13 protein-coding genes are annotated in these 19,903 nt (G+C 68.0%); 4 read left to right on the top strand and 9 right to left on the bottom strand.

Annotated features, from left to right (window positions below; translation table 11 throughout):
* Positions 1-41 precede the first annotated feature (41 nt).
* The 5 genes from BM214_RS01305 to BM214_RS01285 form a co-directional block, all read right to left on the bottom strand.
* Positions 42-1,151 (bottom strand): TRAP transporter substrate-binding protein, encoded by a 1,110-nt coding sequence (locus BM214_RS01305; RefSeq protein ID WP_090483382.1) that lies wholly within the window; start codon positions 1,149-1,151, stop codon positions 42-44.
* 185 nt (positions 1,152-1,336) lie between these two features.
* Positions 1,337-1,843, bottom strand: coding sequence for a glutathione peroxidase (locus BM214_RS01300; RefSeq protein WP_090483381.1), 507 nt, complete (start codon positions 1,841-1,843; stop codon positions 1,337-1,339).
* Between the two features lie 157 nt (positions 1,844-2,000).
* Complete coding sequence (locus BM214_RS01295) at positions 2,001-3,467, bottom strand: glutamate synthase subunit beta (protein WP_090483380.1); 1,467 nt, start codon at positions 3,465-3,467, stop codon at positions 2,001-2,003.
* Complete coding sequence (gene gltB / locus BM214_RS01290; protein ID WP_090483379.1) at positions 3,460-8,130, bottom strand: glutamate synthase large subunit; 4,671 nt, start codon at positions 8,128-8,130, stop codon at positions 3,460-3,462. The genes BM214_RS01295 and gltB overlap by 8 nt, the downstream gene beginning before the upstream one ends.
* Positions 8,131-8,518: 388 nt before the next feature.
* Positions 8,519-11,905, bottom strand: coding sequence for a mechanosensitive ion channel domain-containing protein (locus BM214_RS01285; protein ID WP_090483378.1), 3,387 nt, complete (start codon positions 11,903-11,905; stop codon positions 8,519-8,521).
* A 170-nt stretch (positions 11,906-12,075) separates the two neighbouring features.
* On the opposite strand from BM214_RS01285, the gene BM214_RS01280 reads away from it, so the two are divergent.
* Positions 12,076-12,990, top strand: coding sequence for a patatin-like phospholipase family protein (locus BM214_RS01280; protein ID WP_425319142.1), 915 nt, complete (start codon positions 12,076-12,078; stop codon positions 12,988-12,990).
* Positions 12,991-13,271: 281 nt separating this feature from the next.
* Here the strand turns inward: BM214_RS01280 and BM214_RS01275 are convergent, their stop codons facing one another.
* From BM214_RS01275 to BM214_RS01265, 3 genes are read right to left on the bottom strand one after another with little or no spacing between them, the layout of a single operon-like run.
* Positions 13,272-14,654: an NAD(P)(+) transhydrogenase (Re/Si-specific) subunit beta gene (locus BM214_RS01275; RefSeq protein WP_090483376.1), complete on the bottom strand. Its 1,383-nt coding sequence runs from the start codon at positions 14,652-14,654 to the stop codon at positions 13,272-13,274.
* Positions 14,655-14,945, bottom strand: coding sequence for an NAD(P) transhydrogenase subunit alpha part 2 (locus BM214_RS01270; protein ID WP_090483375.1), 291 nt, complete (start codon positions 14,943-14,945; stop codon positions 14,655-14,657).
* Positions 14,942-16,075 carry a Re/Si-specific NAD(P)(+) transhydrogenase subunit alpha gene (locus BM214_RS01265; RefSeq protein ID WP_090483374.1) on the bottom strand — a complete coding sequence of 378 codons (1,134 nt, stop codon included), beginning with the start codon at positions 16,073-16,075 and terminating at the stop codon, positions 14,942-14,944. The genes BM214_RS01270 and BM214_RS01265 overlap by 4 nt, the downstream gene beginning before the upstream one ends.
* 270 nt (positions 16,076-16,345) lie before the next feature.
* Here BM214_RS01265 and BM214_RS01260 point away from each other — a divergent pair, with 270 nt between their 5' ends.
* The 3 genes from BM214_RS01260 to BM214_RS01250 all read left to right on the top strand — a co-directional run bounded on the left by BM214_RS01260 (position 16,346) and on the right by BM214_RS01250 (position 19,115).
* Complete coding sequence (locus BM214_RS01260; protein ID WP_090483429.1) at positions 16,346-16,885, top strand: HNH endonuclease; 540 nt, start codon at positions 16,346-16,348, stop codon at positions 16,883-16,885.
* A gap of 350 nt (positions 16,886-17,235) precedes the next feature.
* Complete coding sequence (gene hemH, locus BM214_RS01255) at positions 17,236-18,345, top strand: ferrochelatase (protein WP_090483373.1); 1,110 nt, start codon at positions 17,236-17,238, stop codon at positions 18,343-18,345.
* Positions 18,342-19,115 (top strand): competence/damage-inducible protein A, encoded by a 774-nt coding sequence (locus tag BM214_RS01250; protein WP_090483372.1) that lies wholly within the window; start codon positions 18,342-18,344, stop codon positions 19,113-19,115. Before hemH ends, BM214_RS01250 begins: the two co-directional genes overlap by 4 nt.
* A gap of 73 nt (positions 19,116-19,188) precedes the next feature.
* On the opposite strand, the gene BM214_RS01245 is transcribed toward BM214_RS01250, so the two are convergent.
* Positions 19,189-19,776, bottom strand: coding sequence for a cytochrome b (locus BM214_RS01245; protein WP_090483371.1), 588 nt, complete (start codon positions 19,774-19,776; stop codon positions 19,189-19,191).
* Positions 19,777-19,903 lie beyond the last annotated feature (127 nt).

Below are 19,903 nucleotides of genomic sequence, written 5' to 3'. Positions count from 1 at the left end.
CGGCAGGCCGGGGCGGATGGATGGGGCCGGGTGGTGTGGGGTCAGGTGAGGATCTTGTGACCCAGATCCCGGATCTGGGTCTGGAACATGGTCTCCGAGTTGGCCTGCCAGCGGTCGTGGCGGGCCTTGAAGCGGAAGTAGCTCTCGTGGACCCGGCGTACCAGGGGATCCTCCGCCGCCTTGTCGCTGAGGATGTCCTTGGTGGCCTCCAGCAGGGCCTGGATGACGTCGTCGGGTACGGGGCCGAACTGCACCCCGTGATTGTTCACCAGGTCGTCCAGGGCGTCGGCGTTGTGCGCCTCCAGCCACATGTGGGAGGTGATGTTGCAGGCCGCGGCGGCGTTGCGCACGATGGCCTGCAGGTCCTTGGGCAGGGAGTCCCAGACGCGGCGGTTGATCACCACCTCGGTGCTGGTGGCCGCCTCGTGCCAGCCGGAGGAATAGTAGTACTTGGCGGCCCGGTGCAGGCCCAGCTCCCGGTCGGAATAGGGTCCCACCCATTCCGCGGCGTCGATGGCCCCGCGTTCCAGGGCGGCGAAGAGCTCCCCGCCGGGCAGCAGGCGGGCGTTGGCGCCAATGCCATTGTAGATCTCGCCCGCCAGACCGGGCATGCGGATGTTCAGGCCCTGGAAGTCCTTGAGGCTCTCCACCGGTTCACGGAACCAGCCCATGGGCTGCACCCCGGTACAGCCCACCACCAGGGGCACCAAGTCGAAGGGCTCGTAGACCTCCTGGTAGAGCTCATAGCCGCCCCCCTCGTTGAGCCAGGCGTTGTGGCCCTGGAAGGTCATGCCGAAGGGCACGGAGGTGAAGTACTGGGCGGCGAAGGACTTGCCGGCCCAGTAGTAGGCGCAGCCGTGGTGCAACTGCACCTGGCGGCCGGAGGAGGCGGCGCCGAAGCCCTCGAAGGGGGGCACCAGTTCGCCCCCGGAATAGACGCGAATGCGGATGCGGCCGTCGGACATCTCCTCCACCCGCCGGGCGAAGTCCGTGGCGCTGCCGGGACCGGTCTGGAAGAAGGGCAGTCCGGCGGGCCAGGTGGTGGTCATGCGCCAGTTGAAGCGCTCCTGTGCCTTGACGATGGCCGGGGCACCGAGGATGGCCCCGCCGGCCAGGCCGGTCTTGAGGAAATCACGGCGTTGCATGGACATGGATGGAACTCCCCTTGGGTGGTGATCTGCCGCACGGGGTCCCCCGCCCCGGGCAGGGCCGACCGCCGGTTCGTTATGAGGTGATCGTGCAATTCATAGTCCCACTATGACTATGACGCATCCGCGCGCCGGATGCCAAGCCTACCCCGTGGACCCCGGCGCGCGCATCCAGGGGCGGGTGGGCCTCAGTCGGCCGGGGCCTGCAGCAGCCGCTCGATGTCCCCGGCCAACTGCTCGGGCGGGGTGTTGGGGGCATAGCGCCGGAGGACGCGGCCGTGGCGGTCCACCAGGAACTTGGTGAAGTTCCACTTGATGCCCTTGAGGCCCATGAGCCCCGGGGCGGCCGCCTTCAGGTGCCGGAACAGGGGATGGGCCCCATCCCCGTTGACGTCGATCTTGGCGAACAGGGGAAAGCTGACACCGAAGCGGGTGCTGCAGAACTCCCCGATCTGGGCCGCGTCCCCGGGTTCCTGGTTGCCGAACTGGTTGCAGGGAAAGGCCAGGATCTCGAAGCCCCGGTCGTGGAAGCGCCGGTACAGGTCCTGCAGGCCGGCGTACTGGCGGGTGAAGCCGCATTGGCTGGCCACGTTGACGATGAGCAGGACGCGGCCCGCGAACTCCGAGAGGGGGCGGTTGCGGCCCTGGATGTCCAGGGCCTCGAAGTCGTGGACGCTGCCTTGGGGACTGGGCATGACGGGTACCTCCGGGATGGGGATGGGCAGGGATCATTCTCCCCCGAGCGTGGGCGGGCGTCCAAATGAAAAGGCCCCCAACCGCGGGAGCGGGTGGGGGCCTTTCTTCGCGGAGTGCGCTCCTCCCGGTCAGGGATCGGGAACGGTCCGCCGGGTGCTAGCGGGGCAGGTCCGTATGCCCCATGAGCCATTGGTCCACGGCGTGGGCGCACTGGCGCCCCTCGCGGATGGCCCACACCACCAGGGACTGCCCCCGGCGCATGTCGCCAGCGGCGAAGACCCCGTCCACACTGGTGTGGTAGGCCTTCTCCCCTTCGGTACTGCCCTGGATGTTGCCCCGGGGGTCCAGTTCCAGGCCGGAACCCTCCTGCAGCTGGGCCAGCATGCCCTCGTGCACCGGGTGCACGAAGCCCATGGCCAGGAGCACCAGGTCACAGCGGATCTCCCGCTCCGTCCCCGGCACCTCCTGCATCTGCATGCGGCCGTCGGCCCCTTTCTCCCACTGCACGGTGACCACCCGGGCGGCCTTCACCCGGCCGTTGCCGTCGTCGATGAAGGCCTTGGTGGCGATGTTCCACATGCGCTCGCAGCCCTCCTCATGGGAGCTGGAGTTGCGCATGCGCTGGGGCCATTCGGGCCAGGTGAGGCCCTTGTTGGGCTTCTCCGGCGGCCGGTCCATGATCTCCACCTGGGTGACGCTGCGGGCGCCATGGCGGATGGAGGTGCCGATGCAGTCGGAGCCGGTGTCGCCGCCACCGATCACCAGCACGTGCTTGTCCTGGGCGCTGATGAAGTCCTCGTAGGGGACATGTACCCCCTGCACCCGCTTGCTGTTGCGCACCAGGAAGTCCATGGCGAAGTGCACGCCTTCCAGCTCGCGCCCGGGCACGGGCAGGTCCCGGGGATGTTCCGAGCCACCGGCCAGCACCAGGGCATCGTAGTCCGATTGCAGCCGGGAGACGGGCAGGTCCACCCCCACATGGGTCAGGGTGTGGAACTGCACCCCTTCGGTGCGCATCTGGGCGATGCGCCGGTCGATGTGGTGCTTTTCCATCTTGAAGTCGGGGATGCCGTAGCGCAGCAGGCCGCCGATGCGGTCGGCCTTCTCGTAGACATCCACGTTGTGGCCGGCCCGGGCCAGCTGCTGGGCGCAGGCCAGCCCGGCGGGGCCGGACCCCACCACGGCCACGTGCTTGCCGGTGCGGCGCTGGGCCACCTGGGGCCGGATCCAGCCCTCCTCCCAGGCCCGGTCCACGATGGCGCACTCGATGGTCTTGATGGTCACCGGGGTGTCGTCCAGGTTCAGGGTGCAGGCCTCCTCGCACGGGGCGGGGCAGATGCGTCCGGTGAACTCCGGGAAGTTGTTGGTGGAGTGCAGCACCTCGATGGCCCGCTTCCAGTCGTCCCGGTAGACCAGGTCGTTCCAGTCGGGGATGAGGTTGTTCACCGGACAACCCTGGTGGCAGAAGGGGATGCCGCAGTCCATGCAGCGGGCCCCCTGTTCGCGCACCTGGTCCGCCGACAGCGGGATGACGAACTCACGGTAGTGCACCACACGGTCGGCCACTGGCTGGTAGCGCCGGTCGCGACGGTCGTATTCCAAGAATCCGGTTGGCTTACCCATGGATGGTGTTCCCCTTGGTCAGGTGGGCCTTGGGCGGCTTGTTGGGCTGCGGCGGACGGCACTGCTTGCCCTGCAGTTCGGTCAGGGCGCGGCGGTAATCCACCGGCATCACCTTCACGAAACGCGGCAGCCAGGTCTCCCAGTCGTCCAGGATCTCCCGGGCGCGGGTGGATCCGGTGTACTCCAGGTGGCGCTGGATCAGACCCTTGAGGCGCTGGGCGTCGAAACGGGTCATATCCCGGCTCAGGTCCACCTGGCCGTGGGTCTCCAGGTCGCCGCCCTGGTGATCCCAGGACTCCAGGGCCGCGTCCTCGGCGGCGATGGGCTCCAGTTCCACCATGGCCTGGTTGCAGCGGTCGGCGAAGCGCCCGTCCTCGTCCAGCACGTAGGCGATGCCGCCGGACATCCCGGCCGCGAAGTTGCGCCCCGTGGGGCCGAGGCAGACCATGATGCCGCCGGTCATGTACTCACAGCCGTGGTCGCCCACGCCTTCCACCACCGCGGTGGCGCCGGAGTTGCGCACGCAGAAGCGCTCGCCCGCCACACCGCGGAAGAAGACCTCGCCATTGATGGCCCCGTAGAGCACGGTGTTGCCGACGATGATGTTCTCCTCCGCCTTGTCGATGGCCGAGCGGGCCGGCGGGTAGATGATGATGCGCCCGCCGGAGAGGCCCTTGCCCACGTAGTCGTTGGCCTCGCCCTCCATCTCGATGGTGATGCCCTTGGCCAGCCAGGCGCCGAAGGACTGGCCGCCGGTGCCCGTGGCACGGATGTAGATGGTGTCGTCCGGCAGGCCCGCGTGGCCGTAGCGCTCGGCCACCCGGCCCGAGAGCATGGTGCCCACGGTGCGGTGGTAGTTGCGGATCTGCGCCTCGATGCGCACCGGCTTGCCTTCCTCCAGGGCCGGCTGGGCCTGCTGGATCAACTGGTGATCCAGGGCCTTGTCCAGGCCGTGGTCCTGCAGTTCGCAGTTGCGGATGGCCACGTCCTCCCCCACCTTCGGCCGGGCCAGGATGCGGGAGAAGTCCAGCCCCTTGGCCTTCCAGTGGTCGATGGCGTGGCGCATCTCCAGGCGGTCCGAGCGGCCGATCATCTCGTCCATGGTGCGGAAGCCCAGCTTGGCCATGAGGCGGCGCACCTCCTCGGCCACGAAGAAGAAGTAGTTGATGACGTATTCGGGCTTGCCGGTGAAGCGGCGGCGCAGTTCCGGATCCTGGGTGGCCACGCCCACCGGGCAGGTGTTGAGGTGGCACTTGCGCATCATGATGCAGCCCTCGACGATCAGCGGCGCCGTGGCAAAACCGAACTCATCGGCCCCCAGCAGGGCGCCGATGACCACGTCCCGGCCGGTGCGCAGGCCGCCGTCCACCTGCAGTGAGACGCGGCCGCGCAGGCGGTTGAGCACCAGGGTCTGTTGGGTCTCCGCCAGGCCGATCTCCCAGGGGCTGCCGGCATGCTTGATGGAGGTCAGCGGGCTGGCCCCGGTGCCGCCGTCGTAGCCGGCGATGGTGATGTGGTCCGCATGGGCCTTGGAGACCCCGGCGGCCACGGTGCCCACCCCCACCTCGGACACCAGCTTGACCGAGATCCGCGCCTTGGGGTTCGCGTTTTTCAGGTCGTGGATCAGCTGCGCCAGGTCCTCGATGGAGTAGATGTCGTGGTGGGGCGGCGGCGAGATCAGGCCCACGCCGGGGGTGGAGTGGCGCACCCGGGCGATCTGGGCATTCACCTTGTGTCCGGGCAGCTGGCCGCCCTCGCCGGGCTTGGCCCCCTGGGCGATCTTGATCTGGATCTCGTCGCCGTTCACCAGGTACTCGGTGGTGACCCCGAAACGCCCGGAGGCCACCTGCTTGATGGCGGAGCGCTGCGGATTGGGGCGCCCGTCCTCCAGAGGCAGGAAGCGTTCCGGTTCCTCGCCGCCCTCACCGGTGTTGGACTTGCCGCCGATGGCGTTCATGGCCTCGGCCAGGGTGGCGTGGGCCTCCTGGGAGATGGCGCCGAAGGACATGGCCCCGGTGGCGAAGCGCTTGACGATCTCCTTGGCCGGTTCCACCTCCTCCAGGGGGACCTCCCGGTCGGCGAAATGGAAGTCCATGAGGCCGCGGAAGGTGAGCAGGCGCTGGGTCTGCTCGTTCACCAGGCGCGAGAATTCCTCGAAGGTGCCGGCGTCGTTGGCCTTGGTGGCATGCTGCAGCTTGGCGATGGTGTCCGGGGTCCAGACGTGGTCCTCCCCCCGCAGACGGAAGGCATAGTCACCGCCCACGTCCAGCTGGTCGCGGTAGATCTCGGCGTTGCCAAAGGCCTGCCGGTGCCAGCGCACGGTCTCTTCGGCCACCTGGTCCAGGCCGATCCCCTCCACACGGCTCACGGTGCCGGTGAAGTAGCGGTCCACGAAGCCGGAATTCAGGCCCACGGCGTCGAAGATCTGGGCGCCGCAGTAGGAGGCCAGGGTGGAGATGCCCATCTTGGACATGACCTTGAGCAGCCCCTTGCCCACGGCCTTGATGTAGCGCCGCTGCGCCTCCTCGAAGGTGAGTTTCTCCGGCAGGTGGTGCAGTACCGACTGGATGGTATCGAAGGCCAGATAGGGGTTGATGGCCTCGGCGCCGTAGCCCTGCAGCGTGGCGAAGTGATGCACCTCCAGGGCGGAACCCGTCTCCACCACCAGGCCGGAACTGGTGCGCAGGCCCTTGTCGATGAGGTGATGGTGCACCGCCGAGGTGGCCAGCAGCATGGGGATGGCCACCCGGTCGCAGTTGGTGTCCCGGTCGGAGAGGATGAGGATGTTGTAGCCATCCAGCACCGCCTGCTCCGCCTTGGCGCACAGCCGCTCCAGGGCCGGGGCCATGCCTTCGGCCCCTTCCGCGGCCGGGTAGCACACGTCCAGGGTATGGGTGCGGAAGGCCCCGCCGGAGTTGTACTCGATGTGGCGGATGCGCTCCAGGTCCTGGTTGGTGAGCACCGGCTGGGGGGTCTCCAGGCGCCAGTGCTGGCCGGTCTCGTCCCCACCCAGCAGGTTCGGCCGGGGACCGATCATGCACACCAGCGACATCACCAGTTCCTCACGGATGGGGTCGATGGCGGGGTTGGTCACCTGGGCGAAGTTCTGCTTGAAGTAGGTGGACAGGTGCCGGGGCCGGTTGGACAGCACCGAGGGCGGGTTGTCCGCGCCCATGGAGCCCACCGCCTCCTGGCCGGAGAGGACCATGGGGGTGAGCAGGAACTTCAGATCCTCCTGGGTGTAGCCGAAGGCCTGCTGGTGGTCCAGCAGGGTGGCGTCGTCGGGGGCCATGGGGCCCACGCCGCTGGGCAGGTCCTCCAGGCGGATCTGGGTCTGTTTCAGCCATTCGCCGTAGGGGCGGGCCTCGGCCAGCTGGGTCTTGACCTCGTCATCGCTGATGATGCGGCCCTGTTCCAGGTCGATGAGCAGCATGCGGCCCGGCTGCAGGCGCCACTTCTTGATGATGCGCTCCTCGGGGATATCCAGCACGCCCATCTCCGAGCCCATGATCACCAGGTCGTCGTCGGTGACCAGGTAGCGGGCCGGACGCAGGCCGTTGCGGTCCAGGGTGGCGCCGATCTGGCGGCCGTCGGTGAAGGCCATGGCGGCGGGGCCGTCCCAGGGTTCCATGAGGGCGGCGTGGTATTCATAGAAGGTGCGCCGCTTCTCGTCCATGAGGTGGTTGCCGGACCAGGCCTCGGGGATGAGCACCATCATGGCGTGGGCCAGGGAATAGCCGCCCATCACCAGAAGTTCCAGGGCGTTGTCGAAGCAGGCGGAGTCGGACTGGCCCTCGGGGATCAGGGGCCAGATGGTGTCCAGGTCGTCCCCCAGGATCTGGGAGCGCATGGTGTGGCGGCGGGCCGCCATCCAGTTCACGTTGCCGCGCAGGGTGTTGATCTCGCCGTTGTGGCAGATCATGCGAAACGGCTGCGCCAGGTCCCAGGTGGGGAAGGTGTTGGTGGAGAAGCGCTGGTGCACCAGGGCCAGGGCGGAGACGAAGGTCTCTTCCTGCAGGTCCCGGTAGTACTGGCCCACCTGGCCCGCCAGCAGCATGCCCTTGTAGGTGACGATGCGCGAGGACATGGAGGCGATGTAGCAGGCGCCGAAATCGTGGCCGGCATCGCGCACGGCGTTGTCGATGCGCTTGCGGATGACGAACAGCTTGCGCTCGAAACTGTCCTGGTCCGGGCAGTTTTCACCCCGGCCAATGAAGAGCTGGCGCACCACCGGCTCGGTGGGGATCACGCTCTCACCCAGGTCGCTGTTGTCCACGGGCACGTCGCGCCAGCCCAGCAGTTGCTGTCCGCCTTCGCGCACATGCCGTTCGATGATCTCCTCCATGCGCGCGCGCAGCCCCGCCTCCTGGGAGAGGAAGATCATGGCCACGCCGTAGGCGCCCACCTCGGGCAGCGGGAAATCCACCTGCGCCCGGAAGAAGTCATCGGGGATCTGCACCAGGATGCCGGCGCCGTCCCCCGCCTTGGGGTCGGCACCCACGGCGCCCCGGTGGTTGATCCGCTCCAGGATCTGAAGGCCCTGCTCGACGATCCGGTGGCTCTTCTGGTTCTTGATATGGCACACGAAGCCGACACCGCAGGCGTCATGTTCGTGAGCGGGATCGTATAGGCCCTGCTTGGGCGGTAAGGCATGAAAACTCATCGTTGACCTCGCTGATTACTGGTCGCTGGCCGGTGTCCGCGGCGATTCGGCGTGGGGCGCCGGTGTTCTGCGGGCGGGCCGGGCGCGCCCACCCCGGGGCCGCGGCAAGGCGCCCCATCCCGGCGGGCTTGGGAGATTAATGCCAAAGCGCGTTCAGCGCCAGGGGTGAAGGACTGTTTTGGCGACAATCCAGCACATCGAGCGCCGATTGAGGTACGCGATGCGCCCGTTTCGGGGTCCTTCCCGGTGGGTCCACACCGTGGCTCGCGGGGTCAGGGCGCGCGGTATGATCCCGGCCCGACCCCGCGGGGGCCACTGCATCCCCCATTGGACTGATGGCGTTCCCAGGGGTTCGGGAGCGGGTAGGCCCATGTTCAGCCCGACCGCATCATCCCCCGTCCGGGGTGCCCGTTTGCCCGGGGAGCTCCCCGGGGGCCGTGTGCGTGCCGGGGCTTTGGGCCAGGTCGCGCACGTGCAGGTCCATCTGCGGGAAGGCGATCTCGATCCCCTCCCGGCGGAAGCACTTGATGATGGCCGTGTGGAGGTCGCTGATGGTGTCCAGCCGGTCCCTGAGCTGGTTTACATATACCCGCAACTCGAAATCGAGGGTACTGTTCCCGAACCGCAGGAAGTACACGGACGGGGCCGGATCATCCATGACATGGGGGTCCTTTGCGGCCACCTCCAGGAGCTTCTCCCGGACCTTGTCCACGTCCGAATCATAACTGACACCGACGGGAATGACCACGCGCGTGGTGGTGTCCGAAAGGGTCCAGTTGATGAGACGTTCGGTGATAAAGTTCTTGTTGGGGACCACCACCTCCTTATTATCCCAATCGATGATGGTAGTGGCCCGGGTGCGGATCCGGGCCACGGTGCCGCTGTACTCACCGATGGTGACCGTATCCCCCACGCGCACGGGCCGTTCCAGGAGGACGATGAGCCCGGAGACGAAGTTGGCCACCACCTCCTGCAGGCCAAAGCCCAGGCCCAGGGTGAGGGCGGCCACCATCCACTGCAGCTCACTCCAGCGCAGTCCCAGCAGGGAGAATACGCTCACCACCGCGATCACCGCCATGAGATAGCGCAGCAGCATGGTGACGGTGTAGCGCCCGGCGGCATCCATGCGTGTGCTGCGCGCCAGCAGGATCTCCACCAGGCCAGGCAGGTTGCGCGCCGCCAGGGTAAAGAGGATGCCCAGGAAGATCGCCATGAAGAAATCCTGCAGGCTGACGCGGCTGAGCACCTCCGTGCCGTCCACCTGGATGCTGCGGGACCAGAGGGTGACCCCGTCCAGCCAGGTGAGGGCCGGGAGCATGTCCGACCAGACCCAGAACAGGGCGATGAACACACCGCCTCCGGTGATGACATGCAGCAGGGTGCGGGTCTGCTGGTTCACGTCTTCCAGGCTCAGGTGGCGCTCCGGCAGGTCCAGGCCGCCCTCGGCCCCGGCGGTGCTCTCACCCGCGGCCTTGGCCCGTTGTTCCCGCATGCGACGGATGAGCAGACGGGTCTCGCTCAGGATCAAGGCGCGGGCGGCCAGGCTGTGGGCCAGCCATACCGCCCCCAGGACCACGGCGGTGTCGACGATGCGGTCCAGGAGTTCCCCCACGGTGAGCAGATACCCCCCCAGGCACAGCAGCACCAGGGCCAGGATGGCGGCGAGGATGAGCAGTCTCAGGAAACGGCGCTTGCGTTCCTCCAGCAGGGGCCGGGCCCCCTTGGGCGGCGGGGCCAGCAGCCGCCAGCCCAGGAGACCCACCAGGACGGCGGCGGCCAGCAGCCCCAGGCGGCCGAAGACGTTGAACACCGCCTCCTCGGGGTGACCGAAGGCCAGGGCCAGGAAGAGGATGAGCAGCAGTTGCGCCGGGAGGAACCAGGTGAGGTCCCGGCGTACCCGGTGCAACAGGAGTTCCGGCCAGCCGAAATGGGCCACGCCCACGCCGTCGCTGCGGGTGAACAGGAGCAACAGGTGACCCGCCAGCCACCAGACGGCGGCGCTGAAGAGCATGGTCCCCAGGATTTCCACGCCGTAGCCCGCTTCCGGCAGGGCCTGCAGGCGCAGGGCGGTGGCCATGAGCAGGGTGGGGATGGGCAGGGCACGGATCAGGCTCCAGCCCAGGGCCCGGAAGGTGAGCCGGATGTGGTCCGTGAAACGGTGCTCGGTCTGACGGGCCAGTTCCGCCAGCCGCGCCGGGGTGCCGCGACCCCAGGCCAGCAGGGCGCCCACCCCCAGGAGGGTGAGCAGGGTTGGAATGGGGCTGCCCCAGGTGACGGCCACCAGGGCCCTCCCGAGTTCTTTCCAGGAGTCGGGTTCGAACAGGGCCACCACGGCCACCGGCACGGCCAGGGCCCAGTCCTTGCCCACGGGGACATGGCTGGGCCACCACAGCAGGGTCTCCCGCAGGATCTGCTGCAGCTCGTCCAGTAGCCGGATGGCGGCGCGCAGATGCGCGTCCGCCTGCTGCAGTTGGGCGGTGAGGGTCTGTTCCGCCTGTAACTGGCTCTCCAGGGCCTGTTGGCGCAGCGACCGCAGCTGTGCCTGGGCCGGTTCCAGCCCGGATGGCTGGGCGGTGGCCAGGGCCTCCCGTAGGGAGATGCCGCGCAGGCGGGATTCGGTGATCTCCTGCTCGATGGCCGTGACCGTGAAACGCAATTCCTCCAGATCCCTCAGGCGCCTTTGCTCCTCCAGGAAGAGCCCCCCCAGGGCCTGGGTGAGGCCGCTCACCTCCAGGCGTTCGCGTACGTTGGCCAGGGTCTGGCGCAGGTCCTCCTCGATGCGGGCGTAGCGAGCCCGCTCTTCCTGTAGCTGGCGGATGCGTGTCTGGGTGCGGGCGATGCGATCGAAGCGCTCCCGTAGGGACCGGATCTCCTCCGGGAAGCGCGAGTCGGCATCCGGTTCCCGCTCCAGCAGCCAGGCCAATTCCTCCCGCAGGGCGCGCAACTCCTCGCTGGAACGGTCGTTGATCTCCTGTTCCACTTGGGCGATGCGGGCATTGAGCCAGTTCCGTTCCAGGGCCAGGGCGCGGGTCAAGGCGTCCAGGGCCCGCACCCGGGGCGGGAGGCTCTGGGCGTCCAGTTGCGCGGCGATGAGCCGGGCGGAGGCCTGGCGCTGTTGCGCCGCCTCCAGGGCCGCCCGGGCCTCTTCCAGGGCAGGGTCATCCCCGGGGTTCGGTATGGATGCCGGGGGGGCTTCCGGCTGCCCCCGGGGCGGTTCCAAGGGGATCGACTGAGCCTTGAGCTGTTCCCGCAGCCCCTCCAGCGTGGCCTGGCGCTGCCCCAGTTCCAGCGCGGCCCGCTCGCGTTGGCGGGACAGCTGCGTCCAGGTCTCTTCCAATTCGCTGATGGTCCGTTCCGCGGGCACCGGTTCCAGGAGCGGGGGGAGCTCCCGTTGCAGCCGGCGCGAGGTCTCTTCCAGGGCGCGGGGCAGTGCCCGGGCCGCCTCGGCCCGTTCCAGTGCACCCTGGATGCGCTGGATCGACGCTCGTTCCACCTCCAGGGCCTGGGTCCAGAGGGGCTTTGCGGGTCCTTCCGCCGCCTCCGCCTGGGCGGCGAGTTGTTCCTCGGGGCTTTGCGCCAGCCAGCGTTCGGCGTCCTCGGTGTCGATGGCCCGCAGCATCGGACCCAGGGCCTCGGTGGCGGCGGCCAGTTGTGTGCGTACCTGCGCCCATTGGGTCCGATCCAGCGCCTTCCAGGGTTCCGCCTCCTGGGCCGCCAGCATCGGGGCCAGGGGCAGTAGCAGGGGGAGCAGAAGAAGGCGGAGGGTGCGGCGCATGGTGAGGGGGTCCTTGGCTGGGAATGGATCCAGTGTAGGGGAGTCCACGGTACGGGCAAGACCCGAGCGCTGACGGCCTTGCCGGCGCCGGGTTATGCTCTGGCTTCCTTTCTCTGCGTCTCCTTTGGAGGCTTTCAGTGTCCTTGATGAAAAAACGCAATAAGAACCCCGTGCGCACCCAGGCGCGCACCGTGTCCCTGGTGCTGGGTTCCGGAGGCGCCCGGGGGCTGGCCCATATCGGCGTGATCCGTGAACTGGAGGCCCGGGGCTACGAGGTGCGTGCCATTGCCGGGAGTTCCATGGGGGCGCTGGTGGGGGGCATCTATGCCCTGGGGGAGCTGGAGACCTATGCCGACTGGGTGCAGGGCCTGAGCCAGTCGGATGTGCTCGGCCTGCTGGACTGGAGCTTCGCCGGCGGCGGTCTGATCCGGGGCGACAAGCTGATCCGCAAGCTTCGCGATCTGGTGGGGGAACGGGATATCGAGCACCTGCCCATCCATTTCACCGCCGTGGCGGTGGATATCGAGCGGGGGCGGGAGGTGTGGATGAGCGAGGGTTCGCTGTTCGATGCCATCCGCGCCTCCATTGCCATCCCGGCGGTGTTCACGCCCCACCGCTACCAGGGGCGCACCCTGGTGGATGGCGGGCTGCTCAACCCCGTGCCCGTGGCCCCGACCCTGCGCACCTTCACGGATCTCACCATCGTGGTGGACGTGAACGGTCCGGCGCCGGAGACCGAGGATGGGGCGCAGGCCGGTTCAGGGGAAGGGGAGGGGGAGGAAGACCGTCAGGGTCTGCTGGAGCGGATGCGGGGCTATGTGGAGTCCCTGGGGGGGGAGGGCTCCCCCAGGGCGGCGGAGGGCATGGCCTTGTCGGAGGTGCTCATGCGCTCCTTGGATACCATGCAGGCGGCCATCACCCGTCAGCACCTGGCGGTCTTCCGGCCCGATCTGGTGATCAGCGTGCCCAAGAACGTGTGCATGATCCACGAGTTTCACCGTGCGCGCCCGGTGATCGAGCTGGGGCAGCGCCTGGCGCGGGAGAACCTGGAGGGGATGGCCCAGCGGGCGCCTTCCCGGATCTGATTCAATTTGCCTGTGGGGGGCTGGGGGTCCGTGTCGCCCGTGGCGGGACGCAGTGAATACCTCCCTGTAGGCTTGCGCGCCGCCTCCCTGCGGCGCACACCCGCCACGGGCGACACGGACCCCCTGATCCGGCCGAGTGGGGACGCCGTGGACACGTCCCTGCGGGGCTGCATGCACGCCGCCTCCCTGCGGCACGCATCTGCCGAGGGTCACGTCCAACGCAAAACGCCCGGGCTGGGCCCGGGCGCTGCGTGCTTCAGGTTGGCGAGGGCAGGGTGGGGTCAGCCCAGTCCCTTGACCGCCGCCACCAGTTCCCCGGCCACCTTCTGGCCATCGCCGTAGAGCATACGGGTGTTGTCGGCGTAGAAAAGGTGGTTCTCCACCCCGGAGAAGCCGGCCCCCTTGCCTCGCTTGATGACGATGACGTTCTTGGCCTCGTCCACGTTGAGGATGGGCATGCCGTAGATGGGGCTTTCCGGGTTGGTGCGGGCCACGGGGTTGACTACGTCATTGGCCCCGATGACCACGGCCACGTCCGCCGTCTTGAACTCGGTGTTGATCTCGTCCAGGTCGTAGATGAGGTCGTAGGGCACGCCGGCCTCGGCCAGGAGCACGTTCATGTGCCCGGGCATGCGCCCCGCCACCGGGTGGATGGCGAACTTCACGTCCACGCCCCGTTCCTGCAGGCGCTGGGTGAGTTCCCAGATCTTGTGCTGCGCCTGGGCCACCGCCATGCCGTAGCCCGGGACGATGATCACCTTGTTGGCGTAGGCCATCATGATGCCGGCATCGGAGGCCTCGATGGGCTTGAGGGTGCCGGTGATCTCACCCTGTTCCTCCGTGGCGGTCTCGCCGAACTGGGAGAACAGCACGTTGGACAGGGGCCGGTTCATGGCCTTGGCCATGAGCTGGGTGAGCAGGGTGCCGGCGGAGCCCACCACCACCCCGGCGATCATCAGCGCGGCGTTGTCCAGCACCAGCCCCTTGAAGCCCACGGCCAGGCCGGTGAGGGCGTTGTACAGGGAGATGATCACCGGCATGTCGGCGCCGCCGATGGGGATGGTCATGAGCACGCCGAAGGCCAGGGCCAGGAGCACGAACAGCAGCAACAGGGTGCCATTCACCTGGCTGCCGCTGAAGGCGATGATCAGGCCCAGCAGCAGGGTGCCCCCCAGGACCCCCAGGTTGATCTTCTGCTGACGGTCGAAGCGGATGGACTTCTTGATGAGCCCCTGGAGCTTGGCGAAGGCGATCAGCGACCCGGAGAAGGCCACCGAGCCGATGATGATCCCCAGCACGGCGATGAACTGCGTGGTCCAGGCCAGGGTGTCGGCCTGCATCAGGGCCACGATGCCGATGCCGGCGGCGGCGCCGCCCCCCATGCCGTTGTACAGGGCGATCATCTGCGGCATGTCGGTCATGGCCACCCGCTTGCCCGTGTACCAGGCCAGGCTGCCGCCGATGCCGATCCCCAGGAGGATGAGCAGGTAATTGACAAAGCCCACCACCTCGGGGTGCAGGAAGGTGACCACGGTGGCCAGCACCATGCCCCAGCCGGCCCAGACGATGCCGCGCCGGGCGGTGACCGGGGAGGCCATCTGCTTGAGGCCGACGATGAACAGCACCGCCGCCGCGAAGTAGGCGAGATTGATGATGAAGCTCATTTACTGATTCCCCTTGCTGCTCTTGAACATCTCGAGCATGCGTTCGGTCACCACATACCCGCCCACGGCGTTGCCCGCCGCCAGGATCACGGCGACGAAGCCCACCAGCTGCTGCATGCCGGTCTCGGCATGGCCCAGGGCCACCATGGTGCCCACCAGGACGATGCCGTGGACGAAGTTGGAGCCGGACATGAGCGGCGTGTGCAGGATCACCGGCACCTTGGAGATCACCTCGTAGCCGGTGAAGGCCGCGAGCATGAAGATGTAGAGTGCGACAAAACCCTCGATCATGACTTGGCTCCTTCGATCAGGCTGCGGGTCGCCTCATGCCGGATGGCCCCTTCGTGGGTGAGGCAGCTCTGGGCGATGACCTCATCGTCCCAGTTCAGCTCCAGCCGGCCCTCGGGCAGCATGGGGGTGAGGAAGTTGAACAGATTCTTGGCGTACATCTCGCTGGCGTGCAGGGCCACCTGGCTGGCCACGTTCTCGGGGCCGTGGATGGTCACGCCGCCGCGGGTGACGGTCTTGCCCGGCTTGGTGAGCTCGCAGTTGCCGCCGCTCTCCGCCGCCAGGTCGATGATCACCGCCCCGGGCTTCATGCCCGAGACCATCTTCTGGGGGATGAGCACCGGCGCCTGGCGGCCGGGCACGGCGGCGGTGGTGATGAGCACATCCGCCTGGGCCACATGTTGCGCCAGGGCCTCCTGCTGCTGCGCCTTCTCCTCGTCGGTGAGTTCGCGGGCGTAGCCCCCCTCGCCCTCGGCCTGCACGCCCAGGTCGATGAAACGGGCCCCCAGGGACTCCACCTGCTCCCGGGTGGCGGAACGCACGTCGTAGGCCTCCACCAGGGCCCCCAGGCGGCGGGCGGTGGCGATGGCCTGCAGCCCGGCCACGCCGGCGCCGATGACCACCACCTTGGCGGGGCGGATGGTGCCGGCGGCGGTGGTGAGCATGGGGAAGAAGCGGCAGGACAGGTCGGCCCCCATGAGCGCGGCCTTGTAGCCGCCCACCGCAGCCTGGGAGGAGAGGGCGTCCATGCTCTGGGCGCGGGAGATGCGCGGGATCAGCTCCATGGCGAAGGCGGTGATCTTCTTCTTCTGCAGCGCCTGGACCACGTCGGTATGTTTGTGGGCGTGGAAGAACCCCGCCATCAGGGCCCCGTCCTTCATCTGGTTGACCTCTTCCACCGTGGGGGGGGCCACCTTCACCACGATGTCCGCCTCACCCAGGAGCGCCTTGGCGTCTTCCACCACGCGGGCCTCGGTGTAGGCCTCGTCCGGGAAGTGGGCCTCGTTGCCCGCCCCTTTCTGGAGAAGCACCTCGATGCCCGTCTGGGCGAACCGGGCCGCCACCGAGGGATCCAGGGCGACCCGCCGCTCGCCGCGGGCGGTCTCTTTCGGTATGGCAAGTTTGATCGGCATGGCTGTACTCCGTCTGCCCGTGCAGGGGTGGTGGCCGTGTAAAGCCTGGCATGGTAGCGGAAATTCCAAAGGCTTTGAACATGGACGGGAAATCCCCCCGCAGCGGGGTTGTGCGGTCCTCCATGGTGGCCGCGGCGGGGGCGGATCGCGGCTTGATAATTGCTTTCTTGCCGGGATTGGGGCAGAGTCAAGGGGTGTCGGTATAACCTTTCGGGGGAACGAGGGGTGTACGAGCTCACACAGCAGGTGCTGCGCACCGATGCCTCCGGCATGCCGATGGAATGGATCAACTATCAGCAGGCCGTGCGGCTCTACCACGCCGGGCAGGTGGCCTATGCCTGCGGCTCGGTGCTCTACCGCGTGCATGGCGGCATCAATGCCCGCACCGGGCGGCGCAGCGTGGTGGAGGTGAACTCCATCCTCGCCACCCATGGCACCAACAAGGCCATCCACGGTGGCTACGTGCCTCCCCTGAACAATGCGGCCCTGTTCCGGCGCGACGCCTTCCTCTGCCTCTATTGCGGCGAGCGCTTCCGGCCCCACGACCTGTCCCGGGATCATGTCACGCCCCTGAGCCAGGGCGGGGCGGATCACTGGGTCAACGTGGTCACCGCCTGCAAGCGCTGCAACAACCATAAGGCGGGACACACCCCGGAACAGGCGGGCATGCAGTTGCTGGCCGTGCCCTTCGTGCCCACCCATGCCGAGTACATCTACCTGCAGGGACGCCGTGTCCTGGCGGATCAGATGGAGTTCCTGCAGGCCCATTTCCCGCGCTCCAGCCCGCTGAGGCGGCGTCCGCTGCAGTAAGCGGGTGCGGTGGGATCGGCTGCGCGGATCAGGGCCGGGTGCCTGCAGACCGGTTGCAGCAGGGTGGGCTCAAATCCCGCAGCAACACCGGGCATCGCGCCGGGGCGGACCTTGCGGCGCGTTCTCCCCAGGACCCTGTCATGGCGCAAGGATTACGGTCCGCACATCCCGTCAACCCTGGTGAATCCCGGCCCATCGGTTTACAGTCACGCTTGCGCCCAATGGGGAAGATTGGAATGGCGGTCGAGCTCTATACAGAAGCCCCCGCGCCCGCATGGTCCGGTACGCGTACCGGCGGAGAGGTCGCGGATGCCCCGGGGCGGTCTACACACCCGGAAAAAGAACACGCGATGCGCTATATCGGCGAGCCGGATTATCGTCACGGGAGTCCGCATACCCTGGGGATCCTGATCAGCAACCTGGGAACGCCCGATGCGCCCACACCTCAGGCCCTGCGGCGTTACCTGCGGGAATTCCTCTGGGATCCTCGGGTGGTGGAGTTCCCCCGGGTGCTGTGGTGGTTGCTGCTGCACGGCATCATCCTCAACACCCGCCCGCGCAAGAGCGCGGCCAAGTACGCCCGCATCTGGGGCGAGCAGGGCTCGCCGCTGCTGAGCATCACCCGTGCCCAGGGCCAGGCCGTGGCCGAGCGGGTCGCCCGGCGCATGTACGGCCCGGTGAAGGTGGCCGTGGCCATGCGCTATGGCAATCCCTCCATCGCCGCCGGCCTGGAGGAACTGCGCCGGGCCGGGGCAAGGCGCCTGCTGATCTTGCCCCTCTATCCCCAGTACGCCGCCTCCACCACCGGGTCCACCTTCGATGCCGTCTCCCATGCCCTCAGCCGCTGGCGCTGGGTGCCGGAGACGCGCTTTGTCACCGGTTACCACAGCGAGCCCGCCTATATCGAGGCCCTGGCCGCCAGCATCCGGGAGCACTGGGCCCAGCACGGCCGCGGGGACCACCTGCTGTTCTCCTTCCATGGCATCCCCAGGAGTTACCTGGACCAGGGGGATCCCTACCACTGCTATTGCCAGACCACCGCGCGTCTGGTGGCGGAGCATCTGGACCTGCCGGAGGACCGCTGGGAGGTGACCTTCCAGTCCCGTTTCGGCAAGCAGCAATGGCTCACCCCCTATACCCTGGAGACCATCCAGGGTCTGCCCGATCGGGGGGTAAAGGCCCTGGATGTGGTCTGCCCCGGCTTCTCCGCCGACTGCCTGGAGACCCTGGAGGAGATCGCCGACGAGAGCCGCGAGGCCTTCCTGGCGGCCGGCGGGCAGCGGTTCAGTTACATCCCCGCCCTCAACACCCGGGAGGACCACGCCGACGCCCTGGCGGAGCTGATCCTGCGCCACGTGCAGGGGTGGCCCGAGGCCGACGAGAACTACGACGCCAAGGCCTTGAGGGAGGCCGGTGAGCTGGCCCGCGCCCGTGCCCTGGCCATGGGCGCGAAGAATTGATCGGCGCCCTGATCATCGGCGATGAACTCCTGTCCGGCAGGCGCCGGGACAGGCACATGGCCTTTCTCATCGAGGCCCTGGCCCGGCGTGGCCTGGAGCTCTCCTTCGTGCGTTTTGTCGGGGACGAGGCCCACCTGCTGACGGACAACCTGCGCCAGACCCTGGCCCTGGAGGAGGCGGTGGTGTTCAGCTTTGGCGGCATCGGTGCCACCCCCGATGACCGTACCCGCCAGTGCCTGGCACAGGCGGCAGGTGTACCCCTGACCCCGCACCCCGGGGCCGTGGCCCTCCTGGAGGAACGCTTCGGGGAGGCGGCCTATCCCCACCGCATCCGCATGGCCCATCTGCCGCAGGGGGCCGAACTGATCCCCAACCCGGTCAACCGCGTGCCGGGATTCAGCTGGCGTCATCATCATTGTGTGCCGGGTTTTCCCAACATGGCATGGCCCATGGTGGAATGGGTCCTGGACACCCACTACCGGCATCTGTTCCACCGCATGCCCAGCGTGCTGCGCCTGGTGCGGGTCCACGGAGCCCCGGAGTCGGAACTGGTTCCGGTGATGGAATCGCTGATGCAGGAATTCCCGCAGATCCGGGTCTCCAGTCTGCCGTCCACCCGGGACGGATGCCGGGAGGTGGAGCTGGGGGTGAAGGGGCCGGCGGATGCCGTGGCCGATGCGATGCGCCAGCTGCTCCAGGCCCTGAAGGCCGCGGGTATGGACTGGACGGAACAGCCGCTGTCGGATCCCCCTTTCGGCGCCCACGCCTAGGGGAAGGGGCGCGGACCGCCGCGGCGCATGAACCGGGGGGAGAATCCCCCCCCCCCGGTTCTGCCCGGCAGGTTCAGCGGAACAGGCTGATGCGCTTCATCACCCAGTCCTGGCGCACCCGGTAGTGGTACAGGCCGGCGGCGGTGTGGAGGACGATGAGGATAGCGATCGTCACCCCCAGGGCCATGTGGGCCAGGAACAGGTTCTCGGCCAGGGCGGGGTCCTCGGCCAGGAAGCCGGGCAGTTCCCATGTGAAGAAGTTCACCGGCGCCCCCGCCGCGGCCGTGCCCAGCCAGCCGACGATGGGCATGGCGATCACCAGGACATACAGCAGGAAATGCACCAGGCCGCCCAGGGCGCGCTGCATGCGCGTTGGCGAGATGGCGTACTCGGGGGTGCGCTGGGAGAGCCGTACCACCAGGCGAACCAGCATCAGGAGCAGGATGGAGATGCCCAGGGTCTTGTGGGCCATGAAGGCGGTGCCGGCCAGATCGGCCCCCACCAGCGCCGTCAGTTGTTCTTGCCCCAGGATGCCCAGGGTGAAACCGCCGATGAGGGCGAACACCAGCAGGACGGCGATGAGCCAGTGCAGCACCCGGAGGGCGAAGGAATGGCGCGGCAGCCCGGAGGCCACTTCAACGGTCGGGTAGTCGGTGCTCATGTGTGCTCCCTTGGTCTTGTGGATGTCATGCTCGGTACCCGGGCCGGGTGGCGCCGCATCACGGGATGCCGGGCGCCACCGGCCCGTTCAGGATGGAATAAGGCCCACTAAGGGTAGCAGTATTCGC

Source organism: Ectothiorhodospira mobilis, assembly GCF_900114895.1.
GTDB lineage: Bacteria > Pseudomonadota > Gammaproteobacteria > Ectothiorhodospirales > Ectothiorhodospiraceae > Ectothiorhodospira > Ectothiorhodospira mobilis_A.
This window is presented reverse-complemented; position numbering and strand designations above follow the sequence as displayed.

Bases quoted from the DNA above. Each gene is read 5' to 3' on its own strand.
- BM214_RS01305 (WP_090483382.1), bottom strand. From the start codon at position 1,151: ATGTCCATGCAACGCCGTGATTTCCTCAAGACCGGCCTGGCCGGCGGG.
- BM214_RS01300 (WP_090483381.1), bottom strand. From the start codon at position 1,843: ATGCCCAGTCCCCAAGGCAGCGTCCACGACTTCGAGGCCCTGGACATC.
- BM214_RS01295 (WP_090483380.1), bottom strand. From the start codon at position 3,467: ATGGGTAAGCCAACCGGATTCTTGGAATACGACCGTCGCGACCGGCGC.
- gltB (WP_090483379.1), bottom strand. From the start codon at position 8,130: ATGAGTTTTCATGCCTTACCGCCCAAGCAGGGCCTATACGATCCCGCT.
- BM214_RS01285 (WP_090483378.1), bottom strand. From the start codon at position 11,905: ATGCGCCGCACCCTCCGCCTTCTTCTGCTCCCCCTGCTACTGCCCCTG.
- BM214_RS01275 (WP_090483376.1), bottom strand. From the start codon at position 14,654: ATGAGCTTCATCATCAATCTCGCCTACTTCGCGGCGGCGGTGCTGTTC.
- BM214_RS01270 (WP_090483375.1), bottom strand. From the start codon at position 14,945: ATGATCGAGGGTTTTGTCGCACTCTACATCTTCATGCTCGCGGCCTTC.
- BM214_RS01265 (WP_090483374.1), bottom strand. From the start codon at position 16,075: ATGCCGATCAAACTTGCCATACCGAAAGAGACCGCCCGCGGCGAGCGG.
- BM214_RS01260 (WP_090483429.1), top strand. From the start codon at position 16,346: ATGCCGATGGAATGGATCAACTATCAGCAGGCCGTGCGGCTCTACCAC.
- hemH (WP_090483373.1), top strand. From the start codon at position 17,236: ATGCGCTATATCGGCGAGCCGGATTATCGTCACGGGAGTCCGCATACC.
- BM214_RS01245 (WP_090483371.1), bottom strand. From the start codon at position 19,776: ATGAGCACCGACTACCCGACCGTTGAAGTGGCCTCCGGGCTGCCGCGC.